The 14,870-nt window shown below is 65.0% G+C and carries 13 protein-coding genes and 3 pseudogenes; 5 read left to right on the top strand and 11 right to left on the bottom strand.

The annotated features are described in order from the left end of the window. Nucleotides 1-359 precede the first annotated feature (359 nt). Nucleotides 360-821 (bottom strand): SRPBCC family protein, encoded by a 462-nt coding sequence (locus tag ACP694_RS06770; RefSeq protein ID WP_426011372.1) that lies wholly within the window; start codon nucleotides 819-821, stop codon nucleotides 360-362. A 564-nt stretch (nucleotides 822-1,385) separates the two neighbouring features. Next, nucleotides 1,386-1,730: a CsbD family protein gene (locus tag ACP694_RS06765; protein WP_426011371.1), complete on the bottom strand. Its 345-nt coding sequence runs from the start codon at nucleotides 1,728-1,730 to the stop codon at nucleotides 1,386-1,388. A gap of 149 nt (nucleotides 1,731-1,879) precedes the next feature. Between ACP694_RS06765 and ACP694_RS06760 the strand changes: the two genes are divergently transcribed. The 3 genes from ACP694_RS06760 (at nucleotide 1,880) to ACP694_RS06750 (ending at nucleotide 6,183) form a co-directional block, all read left to right on the top strand. Further along, on the top strand, nucleotides 1,880-3,199 hold the full coding sequence (locus ACP694_RS06760; RefSeq protein ID WP_426011370.1) for a dicarboxylate/amino acid:cation symporter: 1,320 nt from the start codon (nucleotides 1,880-1,882) through the stop codon (nucleotides 3,197-3,199). Nucleotides 3,200-3,448: 249 nt separating this feature from the next. Continuing rightward, complete coding sequence (locus ACP694_RS06755; RefSeq protein ID WP_426011369.1) at nucleotides 3,449-3,988, top strand: hemerythrin domain-containing protein; 540 nt, start codon at nucleotides 3,449-3,451, stop codon at nucleotides 3,986-3,988. 50 nt (nucleotides 3,989-4,038) lie between these two features. Then, entirely contained in the window at nucleotides 4,039-6,183 is a 2,145-nt protein-coding gene (locus tag ACP694_RS06750; RefSeq protein ID WP_426011368.1) for a catalase, read from the top strand. Nucleotides 6,184-6,676: 493 nt separating this feature from the next. On the opposite strand, the gene ACP694_RS06745 is transcribed toward ACP694_RS06750, so the two are convergent. From ACP694_RS06745 to ACP694_RS06710, 8 genes are all read right to left on the bottom strand, one after another. Beyond that, a complete protein-coding gene (locus ACP694_RS06745; protein ID WP_426011367.1) occupies nucleotides 6,677-6,934 on the bottom strand; it encodes a GlsB/YeaQ/YmgE family stress response membrane protein in 258 nt (85 codons plus the stop codon). A 684-nt stretch (nucleotides 6,935-7,618) separates the two neighbouring features. Then, the gene (locus ACP694_RS06740; protein WP_426011366.1) at nucleotides 7,619-7,774 is read right to left on the bottom strand and encodes a hypothetical protein; all 156 of its coding nucleotides are present in this window, start codon (nucleotides 7,772-7,774) and stop codon (nucleotides 7,619-7,621) included. A gap of 57 nt (nucleotides 7,775-7,831) precedes the next feature. Beyond that, nucleotides 7,832-8,488, bottom strand: coding sequence for a PAS domain-containing protein (locus ACP694_RS06735; protein ID WP_426011365.1), 657 nt, complete (start codon nucleotides 8,486-8,488; stop codon nucleotides 7,832-7,834). A 12-nt stretch (nucleotides 8,489-8,500) separates the two neighbouring features. Continuing rightward, nucleotides 8,501-8,710, bottom strand: a complete 210-nt coding sequence (locus tag ACP694_RS06730; RefSeq protein ID WP_426011364.1) for a hypothetical protein — start codon at nucleotides 8,708-8,710, stop codon at nucleotides 8,501-8,503. 23 nt (nucleotides 8,711-8,733) lie between these two features. Then, nucleotides 8,734-9,912 carry an extracellular catalytic domain type 1 short-chain-length polyhydroxyalkanoate depolymerase gene (locus ACP694_RS06725; protein ID WP_426011363.1) on the bottom strand — a complete coding sequence of 393 codons (1,179 nt, stop codon included), beginning with the start codon at nucleotides 9,910-9,912 and terminating at the stop codon, nucleotides 8,734-8,736. A gap of 135 nt (nucleotides 9,913-10,047) precedes the next feature. Beyond that, the gene (locus ACP694_RS06720) at nucleotides 10,048-10,803 is read right to left on the bottom strand and encodes a hypothetical protein (RefSeq protein ID WP_426011362.1); all 756 of its coding nucleotides are present in this window, start codon (nucleotides 10,801-10,803) and stop codon (nucleotides 10,048-10,050) included. 55 nt (nucleotides 10,804-10,858) lie between these two features. Further along, nucleotides 10,859-11,203: a hypothetical protein gene (locus ACP694_RS06715; protein ID WP_426011361.1), complete on the bottom strand. Its 345-nt coding sequence runs from the start codon at nucleotides 11,201-11,203 to the stop codon at nucleotides 10,859-10,861. A gap of 125 nt (nucleotides 11,204-11,328) precedes the next feature. Beyond that, the gene (locus ACP694_RS06710) at nucleotides 11,329-12,006 is read right to left on the bottom strand and encodes an ATP-binding protein (RefSeq protein WP_426011360.1); all 678 of its coding nucleotides are present in this window, start codon (nucleotides 12,004-12,006) and stop codon (nucleotides 11,329-11,331) included. A gap of 66 nt (nucleotides 12,007-12,072) precedes the next feature. On the opposite strand from ACP694_RS06710, the pseudogene ACP694_RS06705 reads away from it, so the two are divergent. Further along, nucleotides 12,073-13,044 (top strand): annotated as a pseudogene (locus tag ACP694_RS06705) (integrase core domain-containing protein). 62 nt (nucleotides 13,045-13,106) lie between these two features. Here ACP694_RS06705 and ACP694_RS06700 read toward each other — a convergent pair. Beyond that, nucleotides 13,107-13,721, bottom strand: a pseudogene (locus tag ACP694_RS06700) (IS630 family transposase); the annotation flags it as partial. A 110-nt stretch (nucleotides 13,722-13,831) separates the two neighbouring features. Between ACP694_RS06700 and ACP694_RS06695 the strand changes: the two are divergent. Then, a pseudogene (locus ACP694_RS06695) lies at nucleotides 13,832-14,846 on the top strand (IS481 family transposase). Nucleotides 14,847-14,870: the final 24 nt, after the last annotated feature.

The raw sequence follows: 14,870 nt of genomic DNA, 5'->3' as shown, positions 1-14,870 counted from the left end.
TGGAAAACACCTCGTCGGCCACGATGTCCTGCGTGCCGGGCTTCAGGGCGACGTCGGTCATGGCTCAATTTCCTTCAACAGAGTTCTGAGGTCAGCGAAGCGTTCGCGCCAGAGGACGCCGTCGCCAAAGCAACTGCGGATCAGAGCACTTGTTCCGCCTTTGCGGTAGCCCAGGTTCGGCGACAGGGCCAAAGCTCCGGCGACGTGGGATTCTCCATCAATGTGAGGTTTGGGTCAGCCTTGCGGCGCGGCGTCCGCGGATTTGGTGGTCGAGATCTCGCCGGTCTCCATCAACTGCTTGAAGCGGCGAAGCTCGCGGCGGGCCTGGATTTTCGGCTTTTTCTGGAAGTGCTTCGCGGTCAGCTTTCCAAGGTCGCCGCCGGGGGGGCGTAGACGATGGTCGCGGTGACCTCGGTCTCTCGTCCGGGCGGGCCGTCGCGAAACTCGATCCGGCCAGCGTTCTTGATGTCGGCCCCCTCGGCCGACTCCCAGGCCAGGACCTCGTTCTCGACCTCTTCGGTCAGGACCGAGTCCCACTCCACCGTCTTGCCGGCCGGCGCCTTGACGACCCAGTGCGAGCGCTCACCGTCGCTTGGCGTGACGCTCTCGACGTTCTCCATGAACAGGGCCAGGTTCCGGAAATCGCGCCAGAAGGCGTAGAGCTCAGCGCGCGGCCGATTGGTCGTCACCGTACGGCCGACCAGGGCGGCGTTGTTCCAGCCGTGTTCCTCGGCGACCTCGTGGGCGATGTCGCGCTGGTGGACGGTGGCGGTCAGAGGCGCATCGCTTTCCAAGACGCGGGCAATGGTCTTATCGGACATGGGGAAGTTCCTCCTGCCCGGCTCCAACCGCTCGCGCGGACAGGTGTTCCTGCCGCGAAGTCAAAGGCTTCCCATGTCTGAAATGCGACAGGGCGCTTAGGCGCAAACGCCTGAAGTATGGCGCGGCGAGCGCTTGGGCGCGACAATCGACAGGGTCTGGGGCTCCACATCAAATGATGTCGCCCTGCTTCGCGAGAAGCGGCGAGGCCAGAGCTTCGTCGTCGTCCCGCGCTCGGCACGATCCCAACCCAGGGCACGACGCTGCTATCTCGGGCGCGTCTACAGGCCATCGCCCGTGCCACGGGTGTGCGTCAGGTCCGAGCCGTCCCCAAGGGCGTGGCCTTGACCCTGACGGCCCTCGCCGCCCAGGCCGCCGCGAAACGTCTGTCGCGCGTGGCGGCCGGGTTCTCTCTGGACAACGGCAAGATCGTGGTTACGTCGCCGACCGACAGCGACGCGGAGCGACGCGAGCCCGTCGAACGCCTGCTGCTGGTGGTCGCCCCATGGAAAACGCCCTCGGAACCGCGTTCCGAGAGCGTCTTCATCGTCGCCGGCTGCGAAATATCAGCGCGCGTCGCGAAGATAGATGGTCTTGCTGCGGCCGCGCAGGAGAAGCCCCAGGACGATGCCGATGGCGCCGGCGATGGCCACCGCAGGCAGCGGCTTGGAGACCACATAGGTCTCAACCGCATTGAGCTGTTCGTGAACTTGGCCCCGCACGCCTTCCAGCGTGTCTTCGAACGCATCCTGGACGCTGCTCTTGGCCTCGCCGAACGCCTGCTGCACCGAGCCGACAGCTTCCTTGAGCTTGCCCTTGGCCTGGAGCTCGTCGTTGCCGGTCAGGCCGCCAATCCCGTCTTGAAGGCGTCCCAGGCCCTGGTTGGCCACGCCCGTCATTTGCTCGTCCATCACCGGTTCCCGCTGGTTTGACGCCCGCTTGATCGCGAAGCCCTCCTCAAACCCCTGTCTTCGCGCCTTGTTCCGCGAGCGCGAGTCGGCCGTCACGGCGGAGCGATTGTCCCTCATCGTCGTTTGCGTTGCTCAACAGGAGCCAGACGATGAGCCCGCCGCGACCAGGTTTGACCACCAGACTTTGGAACACATTGTCCACGCGAATCCTCCTGGGGCTTGTCGTCGGGCTCTTGGCTGGCGCGGCGCTCAGCGGGCGTTCTTCGGGGATGCTCGATCTGCTCTCGGCCATCGCCGCGCCCATGGGCCAGCTGTGGCTCGACGCCTTGACGATGACGGTCGTTCCCCTGGTGTTTGGCCTGCTTGTCACGGGGGTCGGCTCGGCGACGGCCAGCGCCGCGGCGGGCGGCGTCGCGGCCCGGGCGATGGTCTGGTTCGTGGTCTTGCTGGTCGCGGCTTGCGCGCTGAGCGCGGTGCTCACGACCCTGGCGCTGACCTGGGCGCCGATCCTCGCGGGCAGCGGCGCCCTGCATGTGGCCGGCTCAGCTCCGCCCGTCGTGGCCGAAGCTGGGGCATGGTTCAAGGGCGTGATCCCCGCGAACCCGGTCAAGGCCGCAGCCGAGATGAACATGGCCCCCCTGGTCGTCTTCGCCCTCTTCTTCGGGTTCGCGGCGAGCCGGATCGAAACCCACCTGCGGACATCGCTGACGACCTTCTTCGAGGCGGTCGTGGCGACCATGTTGGTCATCGTTCGCTGGGTGCTGCTGGCCGGCCCGCTTGGCGTGATGGCGCTCGGCTTCGGGGTTGGGGCCAAGATGGGGCTGGGGGCGGCTGGCGCGTTGGCTCATTACGTCCTGATCGTGGTCGCCGCCTGCCTGGCGATCACCCTTGCGGCGTATGTCCTGGCGGCGTTGGTGGGGCGAATTTCTCCCATGACCTTCGCCAAGGCGGCCCTGCCCGTTCAGGTCGTGGCCCTGGGCACGCAGTCCTCGCTCGCCTGCCTGCCCGCGATGATCACCGCGACCCGTGCTCTGCGAACCTCACCCGGGGCCGCAGAGGTCGTTTTGCCGCTTTCGGTGTCAATCTTCCGGGCCGCGAGCGCGGCGGCCAATATCGCCGTGGCCATCTATCTGGCCCATCTTCACGGCGTCGGTCTGTCGCCAGCCAATCTGGGCATAGGCGTTCTCGTCGCCGCGGCGGTGAGCCTTGCGGCCGTCGGCCTGCCCGCTCAGGTCTCATTCTTCGCGACCATCGGCCCGGTCTGTCTGGCGATGGGCGTGCCCCTCGACGCCCTGCCGGTCTTGCTGGCGGTCGAGACTGTCCCCGACATCTTCCGAACCTTGGGCAATGTAACCACGGACCTGGCCGTGGCGCGGATTGTGGGGCGTCCTCGCAACGACGGCCAGTTCATTGACGACGATATCGAGCAGTCTCCACAGCGCGCCGCCAATGTATCATTTGATAAATGAGCTCCGAGCCCGCTGAGACCGATGGGACGACCGGCCGACCGATCTGGCCGGCGTGATCCTCAATCAAGCCAAACTGGTCGACAGCCATGAAATTGGGTGTTGCCGGCCATTTCGGTGGCGCGCACGCGCAAACCCTCCTCGCTGGTGAGTCCTGCAAGCCGCTCGGAAAAACGTTGCTGCCCGCGATGACTGGAACGAGGGGCCACGGGGTCGGTTGATCAGGCTTCATCCCCGTTTGGAATTCCTCTCATGGCCAGCACGGCTAAGACCAAAGCCAGGAAGACTTCGACACGCGCGGCGACCAAGGCCGCTGCCGCACCCAAGGCCAGCCGACCCGACGCCCTTTCGCTGCTCATCGCCGACCACCGCGACGTGGACGACTATTTCGACCAATACGAGACCCTCACCGACGACACGGCCAAGAAGGCGCTGGCCGACAAGATCTGCCTGGCGCTCAAGGTTCACGCCCGGATCGAGGAAGAGCTCTTCTACCCAACAGCCCGCGAAGAGACTGGCGACAACGACCTGATCGATGAGGCCATCGTCGAGCACATGGGGCCCAAGACCCTCATCGCTCAGATCAAGGCCGGCGCGCCACGTCAGCCCCTCTACGACGCCAAGGTCAAGGTGCTGGGCGAGCAGGTCCGCCACCACGTCAAGGAGGAGGAGGAGGAGCTCTTTCCCGAAGTCCGCCAGACCACGATCGACCTGGACGCTCTGGGCGCCAAGCTCGTCGCGCGTAAGGCAGAGCTGATGGCTTTGCTGGCCGTTCCCCCCGTTCCCGTCTGACAGCCCCCCCCTCCCTCCACGGCGAGCCCACGCGGCTCGAAGGACACCCCATGGCCAAGAGCCCCTCCAACACCACTGCGAAATCTCCCGTGAACGGCGCCCAGGACCGAAATGGCTCCGTCGGTGAAACCCTGGTCGCGCCGGGCGGCGAACTGCACCAGCAGGCCGGCGACCCGGCCAGCCAGTTGACCACCAATCAGGGCGTGCCGATCAGCGACAATCAGAATTCGCTGAAGGTCGGCCCGCGCGGACCGGTGCTGCTGCAGGACTTCATCCTGCGCGAAAAGATCATGCACTTCGACCACGAGCGGATTCCCGAGCGCGTTGTCCATGCCCGCGGCTCGGCGGCCCACGGCTTTTTCGAGTGTCTCGAGAACCTGTCCGACATCACGTCCGCTGACTTCCTGCAGCGGCCCGGCGAGCGAACCCCGGTGTTCACCCGGTTCTCGACGGTGGCCGGAAACAAGGGCTCGCCCGACCTGGCCCGCGATGTGCGCGGCTTTGCGGTGAAGTTTTACACTCAACAGGGCAATTTCGACCTCGTCGGGAACAATATCCCGGTGTTCTTTATCCAGGACGCCATCAAGTTTCCCGACCTGATCCATGCGGCCAAGCAGGATCCCGACCGGGAATTTCCGCAGGCCCAAACGGCCCATGACACCTTCTGGGACTACATCTCCCTGACGCCCGAGAGCATGCACATGATCATGTGGATCATGTCAGATCGGACCATCCCGCGCTCCTACCGGATGATGGAGGGCTTCGGTGTTCACACCTTCCGGCTGGTCAACGCCGCCGGCGCCTCGACCTTCGTCAAGTTCCACTGGCGGCCCAAGCTCAATGCCCAGTCCGTCGTCTGGGATGAAGCGGTGAAGATCAACGGCGCCGATCCCGACTTCCACCGCCGCGACCTGTGGGAGGCCATCGACACCGGCGACTTCCCCGAATGGCAGTTCTGCCTGCAGACCTTCACCCAGGAACAGGCCGACGCCCTCCCGTTCGACGTCCTGGACCCCACCAAGCTCATTCCCGAGGAAGTCATTCCGCTACGCGTCGTCGGTCGCATGGTGCTTGACCGTAACCCCGACAACTTCTTCGCGGAGACCGAGCAGGTCGCCTATTGCGCCTCGCACGTTGTGCCCGGCATCGACTTCACCAACGATCCGCTGCTGCAAGGCCGGCTGTTCTCCTACCAGGACACCCAGCTCAAGCGCCTGGGCTCACCCAATTTCCACCAGATCCCGATCAACCAGCCCAAGTGTCCGTTCCACAATCTGCAGCGCGACGGCCACATGCAGATGAACGTCCCCAAGGGTCAGGTGAACTACGAGCCCTCCAACATGGGTGCGGACGTGGCGCGGGAATCCCAGGCGACGGGCTACAAGACCTTCCCCGCGCTCGAGACGGGCGAGCAGTTGCGTGTGCGTCCAGACGCTTTCGCCGACCACTACACCCAGGCTCGGATGTTCTTCTTCAGCCAGACCGAGCCGGAACGGAACCATATCGTCGCCGCCTTGATCTTCGAGCTGAGCAAATGCGATCTGGCCTCCGTTCGTGAAGCCATGCTGTCGCGCCTGGTCAATATCGACGAAACACTGGCCTTGCGCGTCGCGACCGGTCTTGGCCTGCGTGGCGAAATCACGCCGGCGCCTGCGCCCATCCCCGCTAGCGAGATGGAGCTCTCCCCGGCCCTCAGTATCCTGGCCAAGGCCGCGCCGGGTTTGATCGGTCGAAAGGTCGGCTGCCTGGTGACCGACGGCGTGGACGACGCCATTCTGGCTGAAGTCCGCCAAGCGGTGGCGGCCGCTGGCGCCAAGCTGGCCATCGTCGCACCGACGATCTCCGGCGTGGTGACGGCGAGCGGCGAACTCGTTGCCGCCGACTTCCGGGTTGATGGTGGTCCCTCGATGCTGTTCGACGCCGTGGTCCTGCTGCCGTCGGATGAAGGCGGGGCGGCTCTGGCGCTAGAGGCCACGGCGATAAATTTCGTGCGTGACGCGTTCGGCCATCTGAAGGTGATCGCCTACCTGCCGTCAGCCGCGCCGCTGTTCGTCAAGGGCGGCCTCTCCGAGGCCAATCCGGACGCCGACGCCGGTTTGATCAACCTGCCCAAGGCGGCCGTCGCCGACTTCATCGCAGCGGCCCAGGCGGGGCGGATCTGGGCGCGCGAGCCCACGGTTCGCAAGGTGTTCTAGGTCTCCTGAACCGTCGTTTCGTCCCATGCGCCGAACCAAGGCGCATGGGACGCCGATAGGCTCTTTACCCCTGGCCCGTTCCAATCCCGAGCTATGTGCGCGGCCGCTGTCCCTTCCCCGCCCCGCAGTCGGACACCGCGAACGCCCCTGGCATGTCGGTCGTCCATACCCACCGAACTCTGCAGAGCCTCAAGAAGATTGAAGGGCGCCCAGCTTCGGCAGGCGGAAGATCGCACCGCGATCAGGATTGTGTCTCGATGGTGAAGTTCAGTCGCAGGCGGGCCAGGACACCCCCTTCAATGGAAATGCTCGCCTCCAATCCCAATCCCAGTGCGTCAGGCTGTTCCGTGCTAGCCCACGGAACGCCTTTGCCCATCGCGCGAAGCCCAATGTTCGGGTCCAGTGACCTCATTTGATGGACCTTCGGCGGGGGACCAAACGCAAAAAGCCCCCTGTCGCCAGGGGGCTTTCGCGTTCGTGATGAACCTCGGCGCTAGAGCGCGCGGCGGCCCGAAAGCATGTGGTAGATCACCAGAACGACCACCGCGCCAATCGTGGCGACGAGCAGGCTGTAGAGGTTGAGGCCAGAAACGCCGGCGCTACCGAACTGATTGAACAGAAAGCCGCCGACGACGGCGCCGATGATGCCCAGAACCAAGTCGAGGACTAGGCTTCCGCCCGAACGATTCACGATCTTGCTGGCGATGAACCCGGCGACAAGGCCAAGAACGATCCATGCGAGAATAGACATGTTTGCCTCCCTAAAGAATGGCGCGCCTTCGCGCCGGTCGCCAGCAATAAGGCCCAGGGAAAAATTTTGTTCCGGCCGTTTCGTCTTTCCATTTCGCATAATTACAGGCCGCACGGGCTTGGCTCCCGTGTGGGACCGTTAAGCGAAAACACAGATCGCTGTGGCAGGTCTTGAAACACGGGAACTGCGACTCGCCAATTCCGCTCACTTGAGACGATCGGCGGCGCAGCGCCGCGACCGATGGCCAGAGCCGTGGGCCATCAGGCGATGTGTCGCCAACCCGCCCTAGGCAACCACGCTGACCACCTGCCGTTTTTGCATCCTTCTCCGGCAGGGCGGGAACTATGAACGACCAATCAAGCATGGTGCGGTTTTCAATCCGTCTGCGGGCTGACGGCTGGCGCTGGGAGACCTTGGATGCGCAAGGCCGAAGGCGCACGAGTGGCGTCGTCCGATCCAAGGTCTTGGCTGCGGCTCTGGTGATCCGCGACATCTGCGCGGCGCAAGCGCCCGTCCGAGATCATCATTTGATCAGCGCCAAAGCCGCCTGACATGCGCGTCAGAGGTGCCCACCTATCGCGGGCCGCATCTCTACAGCCACCGACCGATGATCAGGATTCAGCTCGACCTTGGCTCGCTGGAGGCCTGCCGACACGGAGCCCCAGCAAAACACAGCCGTCGTGTTCAGCCTCGCGACGCGCCGTCCTCGTTCGCCGCCGAAAGCGTGAAACCCCGCGCGTGGTTGCGCCGCGGAAGGTCAAATCGCGCCGACAGGCCTTCCGGCCGCCATTCCAGCAGCGCCTGGCCTCGCAGTTGCCGCTCGATGATCGCCGAAATCATTGTCGCGCCGAACCCGCGTGGGCGCGCGGCCGCCGGTGGCGGTCCGCCCATTTCCGTTCAGGTCAGGACGAGACCCCCACCGCCCCCTTGCGACCACCCCAGGCGAACCTCGCCATTCGGCGCCGACAGAGCCCCATGCTGGGCCGCATTGGCGATCATTTCATGCAGAACAATCGCCAAGGGCTGAACCAGCGCCGCGCCGACCTCGATCGGCGGCCGCTGCAACGTGATACGCCGGCCACCTTGCATCTCGACCAATGCACGCAGCAGCACGTCGACTTGAAGATCGCGCCAACCTTCTGGCCCCAAGAGCGCGTGGGCCCTGGCGAGGGGTTGCACTCGGATCTGGATAGCGGCGGCATACTGAGACGGATTATCGGCTCGGGTCAGCCGGACGATGCCTTCAACAATGGCCAGAGCGTTCATTGCCCGGTGATCGACTTCCCGAAGCAGCCGGTGCTCGGCGGCCTCCAGACTGCGGATCTTGCGAGACTCGGTGACATCGCGCTGGGTGGCGAAAATGTACAGCAACTGTCCAGTTTCATCGCGGACCGGGCTCAGATGCAACTGGTTCCAGAACGCCGATCCGTCCTTGCGATCGTTGAGAATCTCGACGTCGCACTCCTGGCCCTCGCCAACAGCCGCGCGAATCTCGGCAATGGCCCCTTTCGAGGTTTCCCACCTTTGTAAAAATCGGCAATTGCGCCCGACCACCTCATCAGGCCCTTAGCCCGTCAGGTCCAGAAACGCCTGGTTGGCCAGGACGATTGGATGGTCGCCATTTCGCGCGTCGGCAATCACCATGGGCATGCGCGTGCGCTCGACCGCGACGAACGCGAGTTCCTTGCGGTCGGCGCGACCCTGCGCCGTGGACGCGGCGGGTTGATCACCGCAGAGAGAGAGATGGCCGGCTGGACTGCGTCGCTCATAGCGCACTCGGCCTGCTGCGCCGCAGCCGATCAGGTCATGAGTCCGGCGGCGCGCAACGCCTTGGCAATGACCGCGCGCACATCGGCTGGCACGTGGGCCGATACCGCGTCCAGCACCTGCGCCGCCTCACCCGAAGGTCGCGCGGGACCGGCGTCCTGGCCCAACTTCTGCACGGGAGCCTCCTCGGCGGCGGCGTCTTGCTCTTCCGGCCGCACGGGGGATTGCCCCGCCTCAGCCCGACGCGCCACACCGGCGCCCAAGCCCCAGAATCGCGCGATCTCCTGCGTCGAAGAGATGCCCGCCTCCAGCATGTAGGGCGCCGGACGGCCAATCCCGTCCGCTTCCTTGGTCGCGAGCGGCGTACCGTGACCCAGGCCGTGGACGATGTTGAGTTCGACCACCGAACCGCCAGTCTCGCCCCGCCAGACCGAACGGGTCCTGCCCTTCAGTCGCTCGATCGTCGCCGACCCGCCGTCCAGCGCCGTCGCCGCTGTCCACTGATCGGCAAGATTTTCGGCATTGGCCCGATTGACGGTATAGTCAGCGTCGCCGTGCCAGATCGACAGCCTGAGGGTCGCCCCTGTCTTGCGGGCCACCAGACCGCCCAGGGCCGCGCCCGAGCGCCCGTCTCCCTGGCCCATCACCCGCAGCGCGTCGGGAACGCCGCGCGCCACGCCATAGGGCAATCCGGCGATGATCGCCGCGCCCGCGAACATCTCGGGGTATGCGGAGAGCATCACCGCGCTCATCGCTCCGCCCGCTGACAGGCCGGTGACGAACACTTGGCGAGGATCGCCTTCGCACGCCGCCAGCGCGGTAGTCACCATGGCGGCGATCGAGGCGGCCTCGCCCTGGCCGCGCCGAGTGTCTCCTGGCTCAAACCAGTTGAAGCAACGATTGGGATTGTTGGCGGCCCGCTGTTCGGGGGCCAGCACGGAAAAGCCCAGGCGATCGGCTAAGGTGATCCAGCCAGCGTCGCGCGCGTAACCCTGACCGTTCTGGGTGCAGCCATGGAGCACGACCACCAAGGGCGCGCCCGGGGGTAGGCCGGGTGGCGAGTAGGATAGCATGCGTAGCGCACCGGGGTTCTCACCGAAGGTCTCAGTGTCCACCATTCCGTCCAGCGAGGTAACGGCAGGATTCAACAAACCGGGCATCGAACGGCGCAGGCGCGCCAGCATCGCGGTGGTTTCGCCAAGGCCTTGCATCGGTGTGTCCGCCCGGGCCGCTAACGAGCCCAGCAAGACAATGCTGCAGTGCAGCATAGAGTCGCATCACGATTCGTTACGGCCTCTGGGTCTGATACGACCGCACCCCCGGCGAACCGGGGATGCGGCGCCTGATCAGTAGGACCGTGTGGTCGGCGGCGCGGCCGGACGATCGCTGCGGCTCAACTCGTCGTCCGTGACGGCGACTTCATCATTCGAGTTGAAAGCCCGATCTTCGCCGTACAAGGTGCGCTCCCGACCGATCTGGTCGGCGCTATAGGGTGTTGCGGCCGAGTCAAAGCCGGTCCAGCCCGTGTCGCGATAGGCTCCACCACGGCTAGTTGCGTCGACACCACGGCGCTCATTGAGGATGGTCTCGACGGTCGCGATCTCGTCGTCGTGCGCCTTGACGCTGACCAAGGCGCCGCCGCGGCGCACCCCCTCGGCATAGACATTGGCCTCTTCGTCGCTGTGACCCGCTTCCTTCAGCGCGCCCAGCAGGCCACCGGTCGCGCCGCCAGCCATGGCGCCGACCACGGCGCCGACGGCGGTGGCCGCCAACCAGCCCGCAGCCACGACTGGACCCAGGCCCGGAATGGCCAGCATGCCAAGACCGGCCAGCAGGCCCGCGCCGCCGCCGATGACGCCGCCCGTGGCCGCGCCCTTGCCAGCACCGTCGGCGACATCGTTCTCGCCGTCGCCATTACGATCGCCAAGCGGGCCGTCAGCGCCGGGCGCCCCGCCGGCGTGCGCGTGGCCGTCGTGCCATTTATCGGTGTTGTTGGAGACCAGGCTGATCTTGTCGTGATCAATGCCGCGGGCTTCCAGGTCGGAAACCGCGTCAAGGGCTTGGGTATGGCTGTCGAACAGCCGGGTAATCGTCTTGCTCATGGCTTTTTCCCGAGATTTTTATGGTTTTTATGGATTGTGGTGCGGTTAGTCAGAGCTAGAGCGTGGTGATCGCGCCCTTGTAGTCGATCGAAACGCTGACCTGCTTGCCGTCCTTGGTCGCGTTGCCTTGCCAGACGCCGTTGGCGTTCTGGTTCAACGGACCAAGTTCGGTGTATCCAGCCTTCTCAATCGCGGCCCGTGCCTGGTCGGCGGTGTAGGAGCTGGCGCCCGGCGTGGGACCTGTTTCACCGGTCGTCGGCGCCGTGTCGACAGCGGCGTTGGTCGGCGCTTCAGCTGTGGAGACGGCGGGACCCTCGACCTTTTCATGGTCGGCATTTTTCTGGCCGCAAGCGGCCAGCAGTATCGCGGCCAGCGCAAGGCCCGTCATTGATTTCAGCATGTCTTGGATCTCCCAGAGGTGGGAGAGAAAGACTTTTCAACCCGACAAGGTTCCTGAATTTATCGTTCGGCTGAGGCGCCAATTTCCCGCTTGGAATTCGCCGCATCGGGATCCGGTCGTGGACCTCAGGAGATGTTGCGCCGCAGGATTTCACCGATGCGACGACCAAGCTGTTCGATGGCGAACGGCTTGCTGATGATCTCCATGCCGCCGTCGAGGAAAGCCGCCTGGTCGGCGGCCTGCCTGGTGTAGCCCGTCATGAACAGGATCGGAAGTTGCGGCCGGCTCTCGCGGGCGATCTCGGCCAGCTGTCGCCCGTTCAGGCCCAGCAGGCCCACGTCGCTGATCAGCAGGTCGATATGCATCGAGGATTCAAGGATAGGCACAGCCTGGCGACCATCTGCGGTCTCGACGCCCCGATAGCCAAGCTCCTCCAGCACCTGCATCACCAGCAGGCGCACAGCGGCGCCATCCTCGATAACGAGAACGATTTCGCCGGCGCCGGCCGGTGCGAAGGCCTCGTCGATCGGAGCCGTCGGCTCCACGGGACCTTGATGACGTGGAAGGAAAAGCTGGATGGTGGTGCCCCGTCCCTCTTTGCTGTCAATGACAACGTGGCCCCTGGACTGCTGGATGAAGCCATAGATCATCGACAGCCCCAGGCCGGAGCCCTCCCCCAGAGGCTTGGTCGTGTAGAAGGGGTCGAAAACCTTCTGCAGCACGTCGGGCGGCATGCCGAGGCCCGTGTCGGTCACTGTGATCGCCACATAATCGCCGGCCTCGGCGTGGTCGCTGTTGACCAATGTGGCGGCGCCGGAAATTCGGACAGTTGGCCAAGGTAGGTTTGACCTCGATGAAGGGCGGACTTTATGACTGGGAAGCGGAAGCGATACGCGGCTGATTTCAAGGCCAAGGTGGCGCTGGAGGCGTTGAAGGGGGAGCTGACCCTGTCGCAGTTGGCGAGCGACAAAGCACGGCGTCCACCAGACGATGATCGCAGCGTGGCGCAAACAGGCCATCGAGGGGCTTTCCGGGGTGTTGTCGGGCAAGGCCGAGGCGACCGAGGGGAGGCGATCGATGATCGACCCCAACGACCCGAAGATCTCGATCCAGCGCCAGTGCGCCCTGGTGTCGATCAGCCGCTCGGCCTTCTATTACCAGCCGCCGGGCGAGACCCCGCTGAACCTGGCGCTGATGCGGCTGATCGACGAGGCGTTCCTGGAGACGCCCTGGTACGGCTCGCGCCAGATGGCCCGCCATCTCCGCCGCCAAGGCTACAGGGTCGGCCGGATGCGGGTGCGCAGGCTGATGGCCAGGATGGGCCTGGCGCCGATCTATCAGAAGCCGCGTACGACGATCCCGCACCCGGAGCACCGGGCCTGCAAGTACCTGCTGCGCGGGCTGACCATCGACAAGCCCAATCAGGTCTGGTGCGCCGACATTACGTACATCCCGATGCGGCGGGGCTTCCTGTACCTGGGCCGCCAGAAATCTTCCACACCGACCAGGGCAGCCCGTTTACCTCGCCCCGCTTCGTCGACGTGCTGAAGGACGCCGGCGTGCGGGTCTCCATGGACGGCCGCGGCCGCTGGATGGACAATGTATTCATCGAGCGGCTCTGGCGCAGCCTCAAATATGAGTGCGCCTAAATCCATGCCTTCGAGACCGGATCGGAGACGCGGGCCGGCCTGACCAAGTGGATCGGCTACGACAACACCAACCGGCCCCACTCGGCTCTTGCCGGGGCCACCCCCGACGAGGCCTGTGGCCAAATCCAGGCGCCGCCCTATCCGGGGCTCGCCCCGGATAGGGCCAACCTCGAGCCCAAACTGGCGGCGTGATCTGAACCCGAACCAACCTTGGCCAAGCCGCCAAACCGTGCGGAGAACCGGCGCCACCTCACTGTGCCGTGGCGCTTGTCGTCGTGGCTATGGCCGCTGAGCGCCCGGCCGTTGGGCAATTTCAGGGCCTGAATCGACGGCTTGTCGTCAACACAGATCACCACCGCATTTTCGGGCGGCTCCATGTGGAGCCCGACCACGTCTGCGGCCTTGGCCACGAAATCCGGATCGCGGCTCCCGCACCAGGACTTGCTGGCCGCCAGGTCGAGCTTTTGCGCGCGCAGCACCCGCCAGACGTGCTGGGCATGCACATCCCCCAACGCGGCGGCGATCAGCGGCCCCGTCCAGCGGGCGAACCCCGCCGGCGGCGGCCGATCCAAACCCGCCAGAACCCGCCGTCCGGTATGGGCGTCGTACTTGGCCGGCGGCCCGCGGCGCGGCCTTTCCGCCAGTCCCGCAAGCCCCTCGCGCGCACAGCGACCGCGCCAAAGGCTCACCGTGCGCGGCATCACCGCCACCGCCTTGGCGATCGAACGCGTCGAGCGCCCTTCGTCAGCCAGCAACACTATCCGTGCCCGAAGCACGTCACGCTGCTGCGACGTCGGGGCCCGAACCCGAGCCTCCAGAACAACACGACCTTCCGGACGCAACCGGACCACAGCAGCCTTGGGAACCATCCCCAACGCTGAATCCTGAATCAGGCAATCGGGGAAGCTGGTAATAGGTGTGTAGTCCCGGAATCTGATGGTGCATCATCGGTCCTGTCTCGTCAGGAGGAGGATGGCCTATGGCAAGCGTTCTTCACGGCGGCGCCCGCACGACACCGCGTGTTCGAGCCGAGTTCCAAGCGTCGCAAGAGAGTAGCCGGACCCTTGCCGCCCGCTACGGCGTGAACCCCAAGACGGTACGCAAGTGGCGCCAGCGCACGACGACGGCCGATGCGCCTATGGGGCCGAAGGTTCCCAAAAGCCGGTTCTGACGCCGGCCGAGGAAGCCATCGTGGTGGCCTGCCGGCAGAAGACGCTGCTGCCGCTGGACGACGTGCTCGGCTGCCTGAGGGACACCATTCCCAACCTCAGCCCCAGCGCTCTGCACCGCTGCCTGCAGCGCCACTGCATCTCCCGGCTGCCGGTCGAAGAGACCAAGGACAAGCGCAAGCGGTTCAAGACCTACGAGATCGGCTATGTCCACATCGACAGCTGCGAGCTGCGCCATGCCGACGGCAAGCCGATCATGTTCCTGGCCATCGACCGGGTCTCGAAGTTCACCTACGTCGAGTTCCACGACAAAGCCGGCAAGATGGCAGGCTCAGCCTTCCTCAGGAACGTCGTGGAGGCCTTCCCCTACAAGATCCATATCGTGCTTACCGACGACGGCATGGCCTTCGCCGACCTGCCCACATATCGCGATAGCCAAGGCCATGGCTCCGCCGGCGGTCACATCTTCGGCCGCGTCTGCATCGAAACCGGTATCGAGCATAGGCTGACCAAGCCCTACTATCCGTGGACCAACGTCCAAGCCGAGCGGATAAACCGCACCATCAAGGACGCCACGGTGAAGATTTACCACTACGACGACCTGGAAAGCCTCAAGGTCCATGTCGTGGTCTTCGTCACCGCCTACAACTTCGCCAAGCACCTGAAGTCCTGCGATGGCGAACACCCTACCAGGTGATCTGCGAGGCCTGGACGAAAGGCCCGTCAATCTTCAAGATCAACCCGCGCCACCTCATTCCGGGACCCTACAGATCTAATCCAAACGACTGCCTATCAACTTGCGAGGAGGGGGTCGTCCACATATGAGGTGAGCCCTGGATCGACATCGCC

It is taken from the genome of Caulobacter sp. DWR2-3-1b2 (genome assembly GCF_049896345.1).
Lineage (GTDB): Bacteria > Pseudomonadota > Alphaproteobacteria > Caulobacterales > Caulobacteraceae > Caulobacter.
This window is presented reverse-complemented; position numbering and strand designations above follow the sequence as displayed.

Coding starts and splice junctions, on each gene's coding strand:
- ACP694_RS06715 (WP_426011361.1), bottom strand. CDS start 11,203: ATGCTGAAATCAATGACGGGCCTTGCGCTGGCCGCGATACTGCTGGCC.
- ACP694_RS06755 (WP_426011369.1), top strand. CDS start 3,449: ATGGCCAGCACGGCTAAGACCAAAGCCAGGAAGACTTCGACACGCGCG.
- ACP694_RS06725 (WP_426011363.1), bottom strand. CDS start 9,912: ATGCAAGGCCTTGGCGAAACCACCGCGATGCTGGCGCGCCTGCGCCGT.
- ACP694_RS06765 (WP_426011371.1), bottom strand. CDS start 1,730: ATGGACGAGCAAATGACGGGCGTGGCCAACCAGGGCCTGGGACGCCTT.
- ACP694_RS06745 (WP_426011367.1), bottom strand. CDS start 6,934: ATGTCTATTCTCGCATGGATCGTTCTTGGCCTTGTCGCCGGGTTCATC.
- ACP694_RS06720 (WP_426011362.1), bottom strand. CDS start 10,803: ATGAGCAAGACGATTACCCGGCTGTTCGACAGCCATACCCAAGCCCTT.
- ACP694_RS06740 (WP_426011366.1), bottom strand. CDS start 7,774: ATGATTTCGGCGATCATCGAGCGGCAACTGCGAGGCCAGGCGCTGCTG.
- ACP694_RS06760 (WP_426011370.1), top strand. CDS start 1,880: ATGAGCCCGCCGCGACCAGGTTTGACCACCAGACTTTGGAACACATTG.
- ACP694_RS06770 (WP_426011372.1), bottom strand. CDS start 821: ATGTCCGATAAGACCATTGCCCGCGTCTTGGAAAGCGATGCGCCTCTG.
- ACP694_RS06750 (WP_426011368.1), top strand. CDS start 4,039: ATGGCCAAGAGCCCCTCCAACACCACTGCGAAATCTCCCGTGAACGGC.